General features: G+C 73.5%; 12 protein-coding genes. 8 read left to right on the top strand and 4 right to left on the bottom strand.

The annotated features are described in order from the left end of the window. The first annotated feature begins 8 nt into the window (after positions 1 to 8). The 7 genes from mnmA to gatA all read left to right on the top strand — a co-directional run bounded on the left by mnmA (position 9) and on the right by gatA (position 9,618). Complete coding sequence (gene mnmA / locus ACFVNO_RS10095; RefSeq protein WP_255646837.1) at positions 9 to 1,106, top strand: tRNA 2-thiouridine(34) synthase MnmA; 1,098 nt, start codon at positions 9 to 11, stop codon at positions 1,104 to 1,106. Between the two features lie 161 nt (positions 1,107 to 1,267). Beyond that, positions 1,268 to 1,852: a DedA family protein gene (locus tag ACFVNO_RS10090; RefSeq protein ID WP_378891212.1), complete on the top strand. Its 585-nt coding sequence runs from the start codon at positions 1,268 to 1,270 to the stop codon at positions 1,850 to 1,852. Between the two features lie 103 nt (positions 1,853 to 1,955). Beyond that, complete coding sequence (locus ACFVNO_RS10085; protein ID WP_378891210.1) at positions 1,956 to 2,999, top strand: methionine synthase; 1,044 nt, start codon at positions 1,956 to 1,958, stop codon at positions 2,997 to 2,999. 27 nt (positions 3,000 to 3,026) lie between these two features. Further along, positions 3,027 to 5,321: an NAD-dependent DNA ligase LigA gene (ligA, locus tag ACFVNO_RS10080; RefSeq protein ID WP_378891208.1), complete on the top strand. Its 2,295-nt coding sequence runs from the start codon at positions 3,027 to 3,029 to the stop codon at positions 5,319 to 5,321. 321 nt (positions 5,322 to 5,642) lie between these two features. Further along, positions 5,643 to 7,772 (top strand): putative bifunctional diguanylate cyclase/phosphodiesterase, encoded by a 2,130-nt coding sequence (locus ACFVNO_RS10075; protein WP_378891206.1) that lies wholly within the window; start codon positions 5,643 to 5,645, stop codon positions 7,770 to 7,772. A 44-nt stretch (positions 7,773 to 7,816) separates the two neighbouring features. Then, on the top strand, positions 7,817 to 8,116 hold the full coding sequence (gatC, locus tag ACFVNO_RS10070) for an Asp-tRNA(Asn)/Glu-tRNA(Gln) amidotransferase subunit GatC (protein ID WP_220563153.1): 300 nt from the start codon (positions 7,817 to 7,819) through the stop codon (positions 8,114 to 8,116). Between the two features lie 2 nt (positions 8,117 to 8,118). Then, positions 8,119 to 9,618: an Asp-tRNA(Asn)/Glu-tRNA(Gln) amidotransferase subunit GatA gene (gene gatA, locus ACFVNO_RS10065; protein ID WP_220563152.1), complete on the top strand. Its 1,500-nt coding sequence runs from the start codon at positions 8,119 to 8,121 to the stop codon at positions 9,616 to 9,618. Positions 9,619 to 9,912: 294 nt separating this feature from the next. Here the strand turns inward: gatA and ACFVNO_RS10060 are convergent, their stop codons facing one another. The 4 genes from ACFVNO_RS10060 to ACFVNO_RS10045 all read right to left on the bottom strand — a co-directional run bounded on the left by ACFVNO_RS10060 (position 9,913) and on the right by ACFVNO_RS10045 (position 15,429). After that, positions 9,913 to 11,028: a thioester domain-containing protein gene (locus ACFVNO_RS10060; RefSeq protein WP_355258405.1), complete on the bottom strand. Its 1,116-nt coding sequence runs from the start codon at positions 11,026 to 11,028 to the stop codon at positions 9,913 to 9,915. 225 nt (positions 11,029 to 11,253) lie between these two features. After that, positions 11,254 to 12,450, bottom strand: a complete 1,197-nt coding sequence (locus ACFVNO_RS10055) for a thioester domain-containing protein (protein ID WP_378891202.1) — start codon at positions 12,448 to 12,450, stop codon at positions 11,254 to 11,256. A 271-nt stretch (positions 12,451 to 12,721) separates the two neighbouring features. Then, positions 12,722 to 13,933: a thioester domain-containing protein gene (locus tag ACFVNO_RS10050; protein ID WP_355258399.1), complete on the bottom strand. Its 1,212-nt coding sequence runs from the start codon at positions 13,931 to 13,933 to the stop codon at positions 12,722 to 12,724. Positions 13,934 to 14,304: 371 nt separating this feature from the next. After that, complete coding sequence (locus ACFVNO_RS10045; RefSeq protein WP_355258396.1) at positions 14,305 to 15,429, bottom strand: thioester domain-containing protein; 1,125 nt, start codon at positions 15,427 to 15,429, stop codon at positions 14,305 to 14,307. Between the two features lie 241 nt (positions 15,430 to 15,670). On the opposite strand from ACFVNO_RS10045, the gene gatB reads away from it, so the two are divergent. Next, a complete protein-coding gene (gene gatB, locus ACFVNO_RS10040) occupies positions 15,671 to 17,167 on the top strand; it encodes an Asp-tRNA(Asn)/Glu-tRNA(Gln) amidotransferase subunit GatB (protein ID WP_355258764.1) in 1,497 nt (498 codons plus the stop codon). Positions 17,168 to 17,525: the final 358 nt, after the last annotated feature.

Below are 17,525 nucleotides of genomic sequence, written 5' to 3'. Positions count from 1 at the left end.
GAAGCACTATGACTTTGCGTGTACTGGCCGCCATGTCGGGCGGGGTCGATTCCGCGGTCGCCGCGGCCCGGGTGGCCGAGGCGGGCCACGACGTGACCGGCGTCCACCTGGCGCTCTCCAAGAACCCGCAGTCCTACCGCACGGGCGCCCGCGGGTGCTGCACGGTGGAGGACTCCCACGACGCCCGCCGGGCCGCGGACGTCATCGGCATCCCCTTCTACGTGTGGGACATGTCGGAGGAGTTCGACCGAGAGGTCGTGCAGGACTTCGTCGCCGAGTACGAGTCCGGCAACACCCCCAACCCGTGCCTGCGCTGCAACGAGAAGATCAAGTTCGAGGCCGTGCTGGACCGCGCCGTCGCCCTGGGCTTCGACGCGGTCGCCACCGGCCACCACGTCCGCAAGGTCGACGGGCGGCTGGTGCGCAGCGTGGACCGGGACAAGGACCAGTCGTACGTGCTGGGCGTGCTCACCGCCGAGCAGGTGGAGCACGCGATGTTCCCGCTGGGCGACTGCACCAAGGCCGAGGTGCGGGCCGAGGCGGAGCGGCGCGGCCTGTCGGTGGCCGACAAGCCCGACAGCCACGACATCTGCTTCATCGCCGACGGCGACACCGCCGGGTTCCTCAACCGCAGGCTGGGGGAGCGGCCCGGGGACATCCTCGACGAGGACGGCAACGTGCTGGGCTCGCACGGCGGGGCGCACGCGTTCACGGTGGGCCAGCGCAAGGGCCTGGGCCTGGGCGGCTCCCCGAACCCGCGCTACGTGCTGTCCATCGAGCCGGTGAACAACACGGTGACGGTGGGCCCGCGCGAGTCGCTGCGGGTGGACACGATCACCGGGGTGCGCCCGGTGTGGAGCGGCGCCGAGCCGCCCGCCGAGCCCGTCGGCTGCCACGTGCAGCTGCGCGCCCACGGCGAGGTGTACCGGGCCGAGGTGCACCAGCGGGACGGCGCGGACGGCCCCGAGCTGGTGGTGCGGCTGGCCGAGCCCGCCACCGGGGTGGCGACCGGGCAGGCCGTGGTGGTCTACGACGGGGACCGGGGCGACACGGTGCTGGGGTCGGCGACGATCTCCGCGACGTCGCGCGCGGCGGTGTCCGCCTGACCTGGGAGTGAGCCGCGGGCGGGCGGGGCGTGAGTCTCACCACCCATCGGACAAAAAGGGACGAACGGGGCAGCTTTTCGGTCACGTTCCGACCTTCGCCCCTTGCCCGGGTTAGGTAAGGCAATGCAAACTCAGGGGGGTCAAGGTTGGGAGACCCGTCCATGCCCCAGTTCGCTTTCCTCGAAGGACAACCCTTCTGGGTCGTCTACTTCACCCTGCTCGTCGTCATCCTGCTGCGCGCCCCCGCGACGTACTGGATCGGCCGCGGGCTGGGCGCCGGGGTGAACCGCAGCCGCATGGGCGCCCGCCTGGGGCCCCGCCTGGAGCGGGCCAAGAACCTCGTGGACCGCTACGGCGCCCCCGTGGTCACCCTGAGCTTCTTCACCGTCGGCATGCAGACCGCCATCAACCTGTCCGCGGGCGTGGTGCGGATGCGCTTCCCGCGCTACTTCGCCGCCGTGTTCCTGGGCGGCCTGGCCTGGGCGGGCCTGTGGGGCATGGTCATCTCCGGGATCGTCGGCACCTGGCTGGAACTCTTCCTGGACTCGCCGTGGACCGCCGTGGGCGTCGTCGCGGTGGCGGCCGTGCTGGTCACCGCCATGGTGCTGCTGCGCCGCCGGAGCCGCGGGGCGCGGGCGGCCGGGCCCGGCACCGGGGACGAGGAGCCCGAAGCAGAGGAGCCCGGGGCCGAGGACGGCACCGGTTCCGGGACCGGCTCCACCCCCGAGCGCACCGCCGCCGGCTGACCCCGCCCCGCGGCCCGCCGCGCCGCCCCCTCCAGGCGCCGGACCGGCCGGGCGGCCGCGCCGTACCGTTCCTTGGCCCGCCGTTGCCCTAACCTTGGGCGATGTGAGCGAACAGCACCCCTACCCCTGGCCCGCCGCCTCCTCCACCGGGGTCGGGTCCTGGCCCGGAGAGGACCCCGACGAGGCGGTCCGCACCGTCCTGGGCGAACTCCCCGACCTGCCGCACCTGCCCGAGCTGCCCGGCCGCGGGGTCGGCGCCGACGTCATCGGCCGCACCGCCGGGCTCCTGGTGGAGTTCCCCGTCGAGGTACAGCCCACCGGCTGGCGCGTCGCCGACTCGCCCGGCCGCGACCTGTACCGCGCCCGCGGCTTCCTCTCCCGCGACCTGGACCTCCTGGCCGAGCACGCCCACGCCTACGAGGGCGCCCTCAAGATCCAGGTGGCCGGCCCCTGGACGATGGCGGCCTCCGTCGAACTGCGCAACGGCCAGCGCATGGCCGCCGACCCCGGCGCCTACCGCGACCTGGCCGCCTCCCACCTGGAGGGGGTGCTCGCGCACATCGCCGAGGCCCGCAAGCGGGTGCCCGGCGCCCGCCTCCTCGTCCAGGTGGACGAGCCCTCCCTGCCCGCCGTCCTCACGGGCGCCCTGCCCACCGCCAGCGGCTACGGGCGGCTGCGCGCGGTGGACCGGGTCCGCGTGGAGGAGGTGCTGCGCACCCTGTTCGGCGCCGTCGAGGAGGCCGGGGCGGTGCCCGCCGTCCACTGCTGCGCCGCCGACGCCCCGCTGGACCTGCTGCGCCGCAGCGGCGCGCGGGCGCTGGGCCTGGACGCCGCGCTGCTCGACCGGCGCCACGACGACATGGTCGGCACCGCCGTGGAGGCCGGTGTCGGCCTGATGCTGGGCGTCGTTCCGGCGGTCGATCCGCCCCCCGCGCAGCGCGACCGAATGTCCGACCCGGCGGCTAACGTCGAGGTCGTACGCGAGTTGTGGAACCGGCTGGGTTTCGGCCCTGACCTGCTGACCCGTGCGGTGGTGCCCACCCCCGCGTGCGGGCTGGCCGGTGCCTCCCCCGAGCACGCCCGGGCGGCCCTGAAGGCCGTCCGGAACGGGGCGCGCGTCCTGCGGGACGAGCCCCACCGGTCGTAGTCGAGCACGAGACGGAAAGGCGGCCACGTGGCGCCCGAGAACAGCACCGAGATCCCCGACGAGGCGCGCAACCGGCACGAGGAGCTCTCCCGGGAGCTGGACGACCACAGCTACCGCTACTACCTGGGCAACCCGATCGTTCCCGATGCCGAGTACGACGCCCTCATGGCCGAGCTGCGCGGCATCGAGGAGGAGCACCCGCAGCTCATCACCCAGGACTCGCCCACCCAGAAGGTCGGCGCGCCGATCAGCGTCGACTTCGCCGCGGTCGAGCACCTGGTGCGGATGGAGAGCCTGGGCAACGCCTTCGACTTCGAGGAGCTGAACGCCTGGGCGGACCGCGCCTCGGCTGAGGTGCCCGTGGACGCCTACCTGTGCGAGCTGAAGATCGACGGCCTGGCCGTGGACCTGGTCTACGAGAAGGGCCGCCTGGTGCGCGCCGCCACCCGCGGCGACGGCCGGGTGGGCGAGGACATCACCCTCAACATCCGCACCATCGACGTCGTGCCCGAGCGGCTCGACGAGAGCGTGCGCCCGGCGCCCGAGCTGCTGGAGGTGCGCGGCGAGGTGTTCCTGCCGGTGGAGGCGTTCGAGGCGCTCAACCGGCGTATCGCGGAGAGCGGCGAGCACACCCCCTTCCGCAACCCGCGCAACGCCGCGGCCGGCTCGCTGCGGCAGAAGGACCCGCGGGTCACCGCCACCCGGCCGCTGTCGATGATCGTGCACGGCGTGGGCGCCTATACCCCGGCGCAGGGCTCGGAGGACGTGCGGTTCACGAGCCAGTCGCAGGCGTACGCCCTGCTGGGGGAGTGGGGGCTGCCGCTCAGCGACCGCTACAAGGTCGTGTCCACCATGGACGAGGTGCGCGCCTACGTCGCCCACTACCAGGAGCACCGGCACGAGCCCGCCTACGAGATCGACGGCATCGTCATCAAGGTGGACGACTTCGCCCTCCAGCGGCGGCTGGGGTCGACCAGCCGCGCCCCGCGCTGGGCGATCGCGTACAAGTACCCGCCGGAGGAGGTCACCACCAAACTGGTGGACATCAAGGTCGGTGTGGGCCGCACCGGCCGGGTCACCCCCTACGGCGTGATGGAGCCGGTGTTCGTCGCCGGGTCCGAGGTGGAGTTCGCCACCCTGCACAACGCCCAGGAGGTCGAGCGCAAGGGCGTGCTCATCGGCGACACGGTGGTGCTGCGCAAGGCGGGCGACGTCATCCCCGAGATCGTCGGGCCGGTGGTGGAGAAACGCGACGGCAGCGAGCGGCCGTTCGTCATGCCGGAGAAGTGCCCCGAGTGCGGGACGCCGCTGGGCCAGCAGAAGGAGGGCGACGTCGACCTGCGCTGCCCCAACGCCCGGTCCTGCCCCGGACAGCTGCGCGAGCGGGTGTACTTCGTGGCCGGCCGCAAGGCCCTGGACATCGAGGCGCTCGGGTACGTGGCGGCCACCGCGCTGACCCAGCCGCTGGAGCCCGCCGACGCCCCGCTCAAGGACGAGGGCGACCTGTTCGACCTCACCGTCGAACAGCTGCTGCCGATCCGCACCCACGTGCTCGACCCCGACACCTCCGAGCCCAAGACCGACCCCAAGACCGGCGAGCCCAAGGTCGTCTCGTTCTTCGCCAACCTCAAGGGCGAGCCCAAGAAGACCGTGGAGAAGCTGTTCGAGCAGCTGGAGATCGCCAAGTCGCGCCCGCTGTGGCGGGTGCTGGTGGCGCTGTCCATCCGGCACGTGGGCCCGCGCGCCGCCGAGGACCTGGCCCGGCACTTCCGGTCGATGGACGCCATCCGCGCCGCCTCGGAGGAGGAGCTGGCCGCGGTGGACGGCATCGGCCCGACCATCGCCCGCTCCATCCGGGAGTGGTTCGAGGTCGACTGGCACCGGGAGATCGTCGCCAAGTGGGCTGCGGCCGGGGTGCGCATGGAGGACGAGGTCGACGAGGCCCTCTCGGGCGTGCTGGACGGGGTGACCGTGGTGGTCACCGGCTCGCTGGAGGGCTTCACCCGGGACGGGGCCAAGGAGTCGATCGCCGAACGCGGCGGCCGGGCCACGGCGTCGGTGTCCAAGAAGACCGGGTTCGTGGTGGTGGGCGACAGCCCCGGGTCCAAGTACGACAAGGCCGTCAAGCTGGGCGTGCCGATCCTCGACGAGCAGGGGTTCCGCGTGCTGCTGGAGGCGGGGCCCGAGGCGGCGGAGAAGGTGCGGATCAACCCGCCGGAGGAGGAGCCCGGGGACGGGGACGCCGCCGAGGCCGGGGCCGGGGCCGAAAAGCCCGGGGACGGCTCCGGGGACGCGGCGGAGGAGGCCCCCGCGCAGGAGTAGCGCACCGGATACGGCGGCCCGGCACGCCCGGAACCGCACGCCTGTTCTGCGGGCGTGCGGATCGGGGTTCGTTCCGGGCCGCCGTATCTTTTTCCCGGTTCACGTCACAATCGACCCGCGTCTTGGTTAACTGATAGTTCCGAACAGGCGACACTTGGTGACGAAGCGGCGTAAGGTGGACAACGCACCCCGTGAAACGGGCACCACCGATCCCGGGATTCGGTCATGGAGGGGTGACCGCTCCCGCAGGCCGGAACCATCAGGAGCGGTGGCACCGACGGTGCCGCCGGTCTCCGCGTCCCCCTCATGAGGACAGCACGCATGAGAGACCCCATCAGCACCCGGGACATCGGCCCCCGCGCCGGCACCCCGCTCTGGCTGTACATGGCGGGCACCGTCGTCTCCGGGACGCTCCTGCTCGCCGCCGCCCTGCTGTGGGCCGGTCCCGACCTGCTCCGGTACGCCGTCGAACCCCTCACCTGGGTCCTGCTCGTCATGGTCGTACTGGGCGAGCTGCGCCCCATAGCCATCCCCGGACAGGCACCCGGCGACGGCGTCCCCACCTCGCTGCCGTTCTCCCTGGCCCTGGTCATCTTCCAGGGGCTGCCCCTGGCCGGGCTCGTCCAGGCCGCCGCCACCGTCATCGCCGGGTTCGCCCGCGGCCACGCCGCCCACCGCACCGCGTTCAACGCCGCCCAGTACGTGCTGTCCCTGGGCGCCGCCGACGCCGTCCTGCGCCTGGTCCTGCCGCCGCTGCGCGCCACCGGCTGGATCCCCGCCGGAGAGGGCCTCATCGCCGTCGGGCTGGCCGGGGCCGCCTACTTCGCGGTCAACCGGGTGCTGGTGACCTGCGCCGTCGCCATGCACGAACGCGTGTCGCTGTCCCAGGTCCTCTTCAAGGGCATCGGGCGCCAGGCCCGGGTCAACGCCGTCCTCATCACCCTGGCGCCGCTCGTGGCCGTCACCGCGACCCACTCGGTGCTGTACGTGCCGCTGTTCGCGCTGCCGCTGCTCGCCCTGCACGGCAGCGCCCTGCTGTCGGTCAAACGCGACCACCAGGCCAACCACGACGAGCTGACCGGGCTGGCCAACCGCAAGCTCCTCACCGTCCGGGCCCACCAGGAGATCGACGCCGCCCGGCGGCGCGGCGGCCGGGTCGGCCTGCTCCTGCTCGACCTGGACCGGTTCAAGGAGGTCAACGACACCCTGGGGCACCCCACCGGCGACCGGCTGCTCCAGACGGTCGCCGGGCGGCTCACCCACAGCGTCCGCCCCGGCGACCTCGTCGCCCGGCTCGGCGGCGACGAGTTCGCCGTGCTGCTGCCCCAGATCCGCGACACCGAGGCCGCCGCCGAGGTCGCCGCCCGGCTGCGCGGCGCCCTGAGCGAACCCGTCCGCCTGGACGGCATGGACCTCGACCTGGAGGCCAGCATCGGCATCGCCCTGCACCCCGAGGACGCCGTCGACTTCGAGCACCTCATGCAGCGCGCCGACGTCGCCATGTACGTCGCCAAGTCCGCCCGCTCGGGGGTGGAGTCCTACGACCCCGGCAAGGACCGCAACTCCACCGCCCGGCTCAGCCTGTTCAGCGAACTGCGCCGCGGGCTCACCGAGGGCGCCCTGGAGATGCACTACCAGCCCAAGGTCAGCCTGGACGACGGGCACGCCGTCGGGCTGGAGGCCCTGGCCCGCTGGCGGCACCCCTCCCGGGGGCTGCTGGAGCCGGGGGAGTTCATGCCGGTCGTGGAGGAGTCCCACCTGTTCCGGGCGTTCACCGGGCAGGTCCTGGACATCACCCTGGCCCGCGCCGCGCGCTGGCGCGAGCGCGGCGTCATGCTGCCCGTCTCCGTCAACCTGGGCGTGCGCGAACTCCTGCACCCCGACCTGCCCGACACCGTGGCCGCCGCCCTGGCCGAACACGGGGTCCCGCCCGAGCGGCTGGTGCTGGAGATCGGCGAGAACGCCCTGATCACCGACACCGAGGCCGCCACCGCCGCCGTCCACCGGCTGCGCGACCTGGGGGTGGGGCTGGCCCTGGACGACTTCGGCACCGGCCACTTCACCCTGGTCCAGCTCGCCGGGCTGCCGCTGGACGAGGTCAAGATCCACGGGTCGTTCACCGCCCGGCTCACCGACGGCACCGGCAACGGCCCCACCGTCGTCCGCGCCGCCATCGCCCTGGTGAACGCGCTCGGCATGCGCGCCACCGCCGAGGGCGTGCAGACCCGGGCCCTGGCCGAGGCGGCCCGCGACACCGGCTGCCAGGCCGCCCAGGGCCACTACTTCGCCCGGCCGATGCCCGCCGCCGACGTCCCCGCCTGGCTCGCCGGACACCGGGGGAGCGGGCAGGCCGGGGCGGGCGGCGGGCAGGGCCCCGGCCAGGGCCGGCACCCGGGTGATCCCGGTCCCGGCCTCGGTGTACCGGCACCGGGGACGGCGGGGGAGCCATAGGATTGACGGGTTAGCCCGTCCGCCGAAGAAACGGTTAGACACTCATGACCGCCATCACCCGCGATGAGGTCGCGCACCTCGCCCGGTTGTCGCGGCTGGCGCTCGACGAGAGCGAGCTCGACACGCTCGCCGCCCAGCTCGGTGACATCCTCACCGCCGTGGCCAAGGTGCAGGAGGTCGCCAAGGGCGACATCCCGCCGAGCTCGCACGCCCTGCCGCTGACCAACGTCTTCCGCCCCGACGAGGCCCGGCCGTGCCTCACCCCGGAGCAGGCCCTGTCCGGGGCCCCGGCGGTGGAGGAGCAGCGGTTCCGGGTCCCGCGCATCCTCGGGGAGGAGGAGTAGCCATGAGCGACATCGTCAGTCTCAGCGCCGCCGACCTCGGCGCGGCGATCAAGGCGGGCGAGGTCTCCGCGGAGGAGGCCGCCAACGCCTACCTGGACCGGATCGAGGCCGTGGACGGCGAGATCAACGCCTTCCTCCACGTGCGCCGGGAGACCGCCCTGGAGCAGGCCCGGGCCGTCGACGCCCGCCGCGCCGCGGGCGAGGAGCAGGGCCCGCTGGCCGGCGTGCCCGTCGCCCACAAGGACGTGTTCGTCACCAAGGACATGCCCACCACCGCCGCCTCCAAGATCCTGGAGGGCTGGCAGCCGCCCTACGACGCCACCGTCACCGCGCGCCTGCGCGAGGCCGGGCTGGTCATCCTGGGCAAGACCAACATGGACGAGTTCGCCATGGGCTCCTCCACCGAGAACTCCGCCTACCAGGTCACCCGCAACCCGTGGGACACCGACCGCATCCCCGGCGGGTCCTCGGGCGGGTCCTCCGCGGCCGTCGCCGCGTTCGAGGCCCCCCTGGCCACCGGCACCGACACCGGCGGGTCCATCCGCCAGCCCGCCGCCGTGTGCGGCCTGGTCGGCGCCAAGCCCACCTACGGCGGCTCGTCCCGGTACGGGATGATCGCGTTCGCCTCCTCCCTGGACACCCCCGGCCCGTTCGCGCGCAACGTGCTCGACGCCGCCCTGCTCCAGGAGGCGTTCTCCGGGCACGACCCGCGCGACTCCACCTCCATCGACGCCCCCGTCCCGCCGATCGTCGAGGCCGCCCGCCGCGGCGACATCGACGGCCTGCGCGTCGGCGTGGTCAAGGAGCTGGACAGCGACGGCTTCCAGGCCGGGGTGCGCCAGCGCTTCCACGAGAGCCTGGAGCTGCTGGAGTCCCTGGGCGCCAAGATCGTCGAGGTGTCCTGCCCCAGCTTCGACGCCGCCCTGTCGGCGTACTACCTCATCGCGCCCAGCGAGTGCTCGTCCAACCTGGCCCGGTTCGACGCCATGCGCTACGGGCTGCGCGTCGGCGACGACGGCACGCGCAGCGCCGAGGAGGTCATGTCGCTGACCCGCGCCCAGGGGTTCGGCCCCGAGGTGAAGCGGCGGATCATGCTGGGCACCTACGCGCTGTCCAGCGGCTACTACGACGCCTACTACGGCAGCGCCCAGCAGGTGCGGACGCTCATCAAGCGCGACTTCGACGCGGCGTTCGAGAGCGTGGACGTGCTGGTCTCGCCGACCACGCCGACCACCGCGTTCCCGATCGGCGAGCGCGCCGAGGACCCGATGGCGATGTACCTGGCGGACCTGTGCACCATCCCGTCCAACCTGGCGGGCAACGCGGCGCTGTCGGTGCCGTGCGGCCTGGCGCCGGAGGACGGGCTGCCGGTGGGCCTGCAGATCATGGCCCCGCCGCTGGCCGACGACCGCACCTACCGGGTGGCGGCCGCGGTCGAGCGCGCCCTGGCCGACCGGGACGGCGCGCTCATCGCGCGCAGCCCGTACGCGGTCAACGCGTAAGGCGCGAAGGACGGACGCACGGCGCCCGCCGCCCCTGAGGGGGCGGCGGGCGCCGTCGTGTGCCCGGGCCGTGGGGGTGCCTCCGCCCCGGGGCCCCGGTCGCGCCGGGGGTCGGGGGCTCGCCCCTCGGGGTGAAGGCCCTCCGGTGCCCTCCGGACGTGCCCCGGCCGCCCCGGTCGGGTGGAGGGCCCGGCGGGGCGGGAGCACCGCGCCGCCTCCGGTGGTGGCCGGGTCCCCGGGGGTGGGGACGGGGCCCGGGCCGTGGGGGGTACGGTCCGGGCCCCGGGTTCGGGGTCAGTCCCGGGCGGTGCGGCGCCGGCGCGCGGCCAGGAGGAAGGCCAGGCCGCCCAGGATGAGGACCGCGGCGCCCGCCACCAGGGCGGCGACGGCCGGTCCGGTCAGGGCCAGGCCGCGGTCGTCGGCCGCCGCGGCCACCGGGCTCGCGGAGGGGCTGGCGATCGGCGGCGGGGTCCCGCCCGCCTCGTCCCAGGCCGCGGTCACCGTGCGGGAGACGGTGATCTCGCCGTCGGCCGCCGCGATGAGCGTCTGGGTGGGCTCGTCGGCGTCCTCGCCCTTGAACAGGCGCCCCGTCAGCACCGCCGCCTCCGCGGCGAGGGTCAACTCGGCCTCCCCCGCGGCGGCGTCCGCCGGGACCGACAGCCCGATCCGGTCGCCGTCCGACACGGTCTCGACGGCCTCCCCGGTCGCCAGGTCGACGACCTCCACGCCGTCGGGCGCGTCGAGTTCGACGGGCACCGACGCGGCGCTGGTCTCCACGGTGAACTCGCCGACGGTCTCCCCGGCCAGCCCCGACGCCTCCTCGGGGGACACCGACAGGGCGGTCGGCGGCTCGTCGGGCAGTTCCCGCGCGTCGGCGACGAGGAGCTCGTAGAGCTCCACCACCTCTTCCTCGGAGACCGTGGGCAGGTCCGGGTTCTGCTCCACCTGTTCCAGGTCGAGCCCGTTGCTGAAGTGCCAGATCGCCGCCTGGGTCGCCGTCAGGGCCTCGGCCTTGGTCAGCCCCGGGATGCCGGTCTCCTCGCGCAGGTCGCCGATCTCCACGACCGGGTAGGAGTTCATGAGGATCCAGTGGACCCGGCCCGGCTCGCTGAAGTCCCCCTCGCCCGGGTAGTCGGCCCAGCTGTCCTCCACGTACCAGGCGCCCCCCACGATCCCGGTCCGGAAGTCGATGCAGTAGGTCGGCAGGGTGCGGTCGCCCAGGTCGAGGCCGAAGGTCGCGGTGGTGGTGAACTCCTCGCCCCGCATGACGATCCCGTGCCCGTGCTCGTCGACCCCCGTGTACTGCCCGCGGACGGGGTCGGCGGCGGCCGGGAGGGCCAGCGGGCCCGCGAGGAGCACGGTGGCGGTGAGCGCGGCGAGGGCGGGGCGGCGGAGTGCGGACGCGTTCACGGTTCTCTTTCCGTCGGGGGGAGCGGAGGGGGAGAGGCGCTCGGGAACGGCGGCGGGGTACCTGTTCCGCTGGGGGATACCGGGCCGATGGTAGCGATTCAACTCCATGAGACCAACCCTCGGTAGTGGCTCAAGTGCACTGTGTCCACAGTTGGGGTTTTTGTCCGTTGAACACATGACAAAGGGCCCCGTCCTGTAACAGGACGGGGCCCCAGGGCCGGTGGATTACTCCTGGCCGGAAGCGGCCTTGCGCTTGCGGCTCAGGTAGATCGCGCCGCCGCCGGCGCCGAGGGCGGCGACACCCGCGGCGACCAGGCCGAGGAGGGCGCCACCGGTGACCGGCAGGGCCGGGCGGTCATCGTCCGGAGCGGTCGGCTTCGGGGAGGCCGGGGTGGAGGGGGACTCCGACGGCGTCGGGGTCGGGGTCGGGCCCGGGGTCGGCTCCGGGGACTCGCTGGGCTCCTCGGAGGGGGACGGGGAGGGGCTCGGGGAGGGCTCCTCGCCGCCGGCGGTCCAGGTGGCCGTCGCGGAGGCCGAGACGGTGACGTCCTCGGACTTGGCGGTGATCAGCGTCTGGGTCGGGTTGGCCGGGTCCTCGCCCTTGAACAGGCGGCCCGCGGACACCTCGGCGGTGGTCTCCAGGGAGAAGGACGCCTGGCCGGCCTCGGTGCCCGCGGGCACCTCGAAGCCGACCTTGTCGCCGTTCTCGACGGCGGAGACGGCCTCGCCGGTCTCCAGGTCGACCAGCTCGACACCCGCGGGGGCCTCGACGGTGACCGGGACGGAGGCGGCGCTGGTCTCGATGGCGAACTCGCCGACGGTCGACCCGGCCTCGCCCTCGGCGGTGCCGGGGGTGACGGTCAGGGACGGGCCCGGCTCCTGGGGGAGATCCACGGCGCTCTCCACCAGGTGGCGGTAGACCCTGGTGACGTCGCCCGGGGCGCGGCCCAGGTCGGCGCCGTTGGTGAAGTGCCAGATGGCGGCCTGGGTGGCGGCCATTGCTTCGGACTCGGACAGGTTGGGCCGGTTGACCTGCTGTCCGAGCTCCCGGGCGGAGACCGTCGGGTAGCTGTTCTGGAGGATCCAGTGGACCTTGCCCGGCGCGGTGAAGTCGCCCTTGCCCGGGTAGTTCGCCCAGGCGTCCTCGACGTACCAGGCGTTGTTGCGGGTGCTCGTCTCCAGGTCGATGCAGTACGCGCTGAAGGTGTCCCCGCCTTCCAGCGTGAGTTCGAACATCGTCGCGCCGACGTTCTGGCCGCCCATGGTGATCTGGACGCGGTCCGGGCCGGTGGTGCCCGTGTACTGCGCGCGGACGGCGTTGTCGGCGGCGGCCGGGGCGGCCAGGCCCAGGGCGAGGAGGGCTGCCGCGCCTGCGGCGACGGTCGTGCGCCCGAGGGCACGGGGGAGGGACACGTTCGTCACGTCTCTTCCTTGAGTTCTGCGGTGGTGCCCGCGGAGGGACCAGGGGATGCTCGCACGGCAGGAGGAACACCGTGAGGAGGGTGAGCGGGGAGTCGGCGAATACCGCGTGACCGATATTAGCGATATGGGATATCCCCACCAAGCCGAGAGAGGCGGGGCCCCGGAGCGCGGTTCGCGGCTCCCGGAAGAGGACGCGCGGGCGGGGCGAACGGTGTACACGCGAAAGCCCCCTCCCGGGTGAATCCCGGGAGGGGGCTCTCACGAGGTGGCCTTAGTCCTCGGTGGAGGTACCGGCCGCCTTGCGCTTGCGGCTCAGGTAGATCGCACCGCCGCCGGCGCCGAGGGCGGCGATGCCCGCGGCGACCAGGCCGGCCAGGGCGCCACCGGTGACCGGCAGGGCCGGACGGTCATCGTCTGGGGCGCTCGGCTTCGGGGAGGCCGGGGTGGAGGGGGACTCCGACGGCGTCGGGGTCGGCACCGGGGTCGGGGCCGGGGACTCGCTGGGCTCCTCGGACGGGGACGGGGAGGGAGTGGGCTCCTCGCCGCCGCCGGCGGTCCAGGTGGCGGAGGCCGAGGCGGAGGCCGTGGTCTCGCCGCCCTCGGCGGTGATCAGGGTCTGGGTCACGATCTCGATGCCCTGGAACAGGCGGCCGGTCGCGACGTGGGCGCTGGTCTCCAGGGAGAAGGAGGCCTGGCCCGCCTCGGTGCCCGCGGGCACCTCGAAGCCGACCTTGTCGCCGTTCTCGACCTCGGTCACGGCCTCGCCGGTCTCCAGGTCGACCAGCTCGACGCCCGCGGGGGCGCTCAGGTCCACCTCGATGGCGGAGGTCGCGTTGGTCTCGATGGTGAACTCGCCGACCGTGGTGCCGGCCACGCCCTCGGCGGTGCCGGGGGTGATGCTCAGGGTCGCGTCGGGCTCGGAGGTCTGCGGCAGGTCCTCGGCGTTGCCGACCAGGTACTCGTAGACGGCCTTGACGCCGGCGGAGTTGTCGTCGGTCAGGTCCATGCCGTTGCTGAAGTGCCAGATGGCGGCCTGGGTGCCGCCCAGGGCGTCCTTCGGGGTCAGGCCCTCGACCCCGGCGGCGGCGCCCAGCTCCTCGGCGGTGACGTTCGGGTAGGCGTTCTGGAGGATCCAGTGGACCTTGGCGGGCTCGGCGAAGTCGCCCTTGCCCGGGTAGTTTTCCCACTTGTCCTCGGCGTAGCCCGCGCCGCTCACGATGCTCGTGCTGAAGTCGATGCAGTACGTGGTGAGGATGGTGCCGTCTTGCAGCTTCAGGTTGAAGAGGCTGGTGGAGGCGGCGCCGCCGTCCATCTTGACGCGGGTGCCGCTCTCGGCGTTGCCGACGTAGGTGCCGGTGACCGCGCCCTCGTAGAGCTCGGGCTCGGCGGAGGCGGGGGCCGCCAGGCCGAAGGCGAGGAAGGCGGCGGCGGTGGCCGCTAGGCCCGCGCGCCCGGCGGTGCGGAGGAGGGAGATCTGAGTCAAGTCGTATCCCGGTGTCATCTAGGGGTGACCGGATGGAAACGGTTCGGGTCGCGGTAGGGGACCGCGGTGCGATCCGTGCGAAGGACGGGCGGTACAGGCCGCCACACGTGCGTCCGGGTCGGGGGTAGCAACGTCGGGGTCAGGCGGCGTGGAGCCGTGGGGAAGGGCGTGGGAGCGTCCCGGTCCCGGGCTGAGCCGTCTCGCGGGGGCGGGCCTGCGGCGCCGCACTAGGTCGATCGCCCGCCCGATACTAGCGATCCCATTCGCCACTTCCAACCCGGTTCGCGAAAAATGTGACCGGATACGGGCGAGAAAAAATGGCGCGCGGTCGGGGCCGCATTATGGGCGAATGTTATGCAACTGAACGGGGGTCACTCGCGTCGCTTGCGGCCCAGAACCAGGATGATCAGGCCCGATACCACCAGGGCGCCCGCGATGACCAGCAGCCCCGACAGCCAGGTGCCCGTCGTCGGCAGGTCCTCCTCGGGGATTCGGTCGGCCTCGGTCGGCGTGGCCTCCGGGCTCGGTGCGGCCTCGGTGAGGGGCTCTTCGGGCTCCGGCTCCGGGGTTTCGGCCGGGGTTTCGGGCACCGGAGTCGGCTCGGGGCTCGGGGCGCGCCAGGTGACCGTCGCCGTGGTGGTGATGGTCGCCTCGGCCGGCTCGGCGGTGACCAGCGGGCGGGTGCGCACCCCGTCGCGGCCGGTGAACAGGCTCCCCTCGGCCAGCGGCAGGTCCTCGCCGCGCACGTGCAGGGTCACCACCCCGGCAGGGACGGACGGGCTCACGTCCAGGTACACCGGGTCGCCGTCGACGGCCCGGTCGGTCCGGCCGCCCTGCGCGTCCACCAGCCAGGAGGCGGGCGCCCCGCTGAGCGACAGGCTCACCGGCCCGTCGCCGGTGCTCGACACGGTGAGCGGGCCCAGGGGCTCCTGCGGGGCGGTGGCCTCCAGGTGGCCGGGGTCCACGGTCAGCGGGCGCGGCCCCGCCGGCAGGACCCCCTCGGCCTCGGTCAGGTGGTCGTACAGGGCCAGCACGGCCTCGTCGTTGGCCTCGCGGTCCGGCTCGGTGCCCGACAGCACCTTCCACAGGGCGGCCTGGGTGCCGGCGATCGCCTGCTCCTCGCCCAGCGGCAGGCCGACGTCCAGGCCCAGCGACAGCAGGTCCACGTGGGGGTAGGAGTGGGCGACGATCCACCGGGCGCGGTCGCCGTCCCCGGCCCCGGTGTCGGACCAGCCCGACTCCACGTAGGCGGCACGCCGGCGGACCTCGCCGTCGGGTGAGGCGGTGTAGGCGCGCACGGCGCCCTCGTTCCCGGTCCGCAGGCTGTAGAGCGCGGTGGGCACGGGTCCGCCGCCGGCGGTGACGAGGTCCGTCCCGGCCACGGCGTCGCGCTCCACGCGGGAGAAGTCGTCGGCGAGGGCGGCCGGGGCTCCGGCCAGGGCCGCGACGAGGGCGACCGAGGAAAACAGCGTTGCGCACCGAAGCAGGACGCCCATGTACAGCTCCCGTGTTCGGCCTGGCGAAATCGTCTCCTGGGGACACTCAGACTAACGGTCCGGCACCGTGGGTGACGAAGGAACACCTCTACGGTGGCCTGATCGTGCGCATCACGTGACATCCGGCGTCGGACGCGTCACCCCCGGGCGCTCGGTAGGCTGACCTGGAAGGTATGTCCTCTACGGAAACGGGTTTGCGGCGATGGCCCACGCGGTGACTCCCACCACCAACGGCGGCCCGGTGGCCTACGAGCAGGCGCTGGCCGAATACGAGCCGGTGCTCGGCCTGGAGACCCACATCGAGCTGGGTACCGCCTCGAAGATGTTCTGCTCCTGCCCGACCGGGTTCGGCGCGGAGCCCAACACCCAGGTGTGCCCGGTCTGCCTGGCGCTGCCCGGCTCCCTGCCGGTGGTCAACGCCAAGGCCGTCGAGGGCGCCGTCCGCCTGGGCCTGGCGCTCAACTGCTCCGTCGCCCCCTGGGGCCGGTTCGCCCGGAAGAACTACTTCTACCCGGACATGCCGAAGAACTACCAGATCTCCCAGTACGACGAGCCGATCTGCGTCGACGGGTACCTGGACGTGACGGTGGACACCCCCGACGGGCCGCGCGAGTTCCGGGTGGAGATCGAGCGCGTCCACATGGAGGAGGACACCGGCAAGACCTCCCACGTGGGCGGGGCCACCGGCCGCATCCACGGCGCCGAGTACTCCATCGTCGACTACAACCGCGCGGGCATCCCGCTGCTGGAGATCGTCACCAAGCCGATCACCGGCACCGGCGAGCTGGCCCCGCTGGTGGCCCGCGCCTACGCCGCCGAGCTGCGCGACCTGGTCCGCTCCCTGGGCATCTCCGACGTCCGCATGGAGGAGGGCTCCATGCGCTGCGACGTCAACGTCTCCATCAACGAGCGCGGCGCCGCCGAGTGGGGCACCCGCAGCGAGACCAAGAACGTCAACTCCCTGCGCTCGGTCGAGCGCGCCGTCCGCTCCGAGATCGAGCGGCAGGCGGGCGTGCTCAAGGCGGGCGGCAAGGTCGTCCAGGAGACCCGCCACTTCCAGGAGCACACCGGCTCCAGCGTCTCCGGCCGCAGCAAGGAGGAGGCGCAGGACTACCGCTACTTCCCGGACCCCGACCTGGTCCCGGTCGCCCCGTCCGCAGAGTGGATCGAGGAGCTGCGCGCCACCCTGCCGGAGCTGCCCGCCGCCAAGCGGGCCCGCATCCGCGCCGAGTGGAACCTCAGCGACACCGAGCTGCGCGACCTGGTCAACGCGGACGCGGTCGAGCTGGTGGAGGCCACCGTCGCCGCCGGGGCGCCCTCGGGCGAGGCCCGCAAGCTGTGGCTGAACGAGCTGTCCCGCCGCGCCACCGAGCAGGAGGTGGAGCTGTCCGCCCTGCCGATCACCCCCGCCCAGGTCGCGCGGATCATCGCCCTGGTCGCAGAGGGCACGCTCACCAACAAGCTGGCCCGCCAGGTCGTCGAGGGCGTGCTCGCCGGTGAGGGCGAGCCCGACGCGGTCGTCGAGGCCCGCGGCCTCAAGGTCGTCAGCGACGACGGCGCGCTGGGCGCCGCCGTCGACGCCGCCATCGCCGCCGACCCCGACGCCGCGGACAAGGTGCGCGGCGGCAAGGTCGCCGCGGCCGGCGCCCTGGTCGGCGCGGTCATGAAGGCGACCCGCGGGCAGGCCGACGCCGGACGCGCCCGGCAGCTGATCCTGGAGCGGCTCGGCGTCTCCTGACCCCGCGTGTGCCCGGCGCCACGCCGGGAGCGGGACGGTGCCCGTCCCGGATCCCCTAGGGTTCAGGGTGTGCCGCGGTTGCCGGATGACGGGCGCGGCACACCCGGGAGCATTCAGGGGACTCCGGCGTCCGCTACGGCGGTCACGATGGGTGACGACTCCGTCGTCATCTCTCGTCCGGTCCTCAATCGCCATGTGACCTTGGTTGCATAGGGTTGCGACCGCACGGTGGTGCCGCGGTCGACGGCGACCGCCCGCCGCCGGGACGTCCCGGTCCCACGAGATCGCCGGTCCGCGCGCCGCACGTCCGAGCGCGCCCGGAATCGTCACGACGCGAGGTGGGTGCTCCATGTCCGAG

Origin of the sequence: Nocardiopsis sp. NPDC057823 (assembly GCF_042797335.1) — a bacterium.
Classification (GTDB): domain Bacteria; phylum Actinomycetota; class Actinomycetes; order Streptosporangiales; family Streptosporangiaceae; genus Nocardiopsis; species Nocardiopsis changdeensis.
Note: the sequence above shows the minus strand (reverse complement) of the source record. Positions and strands in the feature narration are given on the sequence as shown.

Bases quoted from the DNA above. Each gene is read 5' to 3' on its own strand.
- mnmA (WP_255646837.1), top strand. From the start codon at position 9: ATGACTTTGCGTGTACTGGCCGCCATGTCGGGCGGGGTCGATTCCGCG.
- ACFVNO_RS10090 (WP_378891212.1), top strand. From the start codon at position 1,268: ATGCCCCAGTTCGCTTTCCTCGAAGGACAACCCTTCTGGGTCGTCTAC.
- ACFVNO_RS10075 (WP_378891206.1), top strand. From the start codon at position 5,643: ATGAGAGACCCCATCAGCACCCGGGACATCGGCCCCCGCGCCGGCACC.
- gatC (WP_220563153.1), top strand. From the start codon at position 7,817: ATGACCGCCATCACCCGCGATGAGGTCGCGCACCTCGCCCGGTTGTCG.
- gatA (WP_220563152.1), top strand. From the start codon at position 8,119: ATGAGCGACATCGTCAGTCTCAGCGCCGCCGACCTCGGCGCGGCGATC.
- ACFVNO_RS10045 (WP_355258396.1), bottom strand. From the start codon at position 15,429: ATGGGCGTCCTGCTTCGGTGCGCAACGCTGTTTTCCTCGGTCGCCCTC.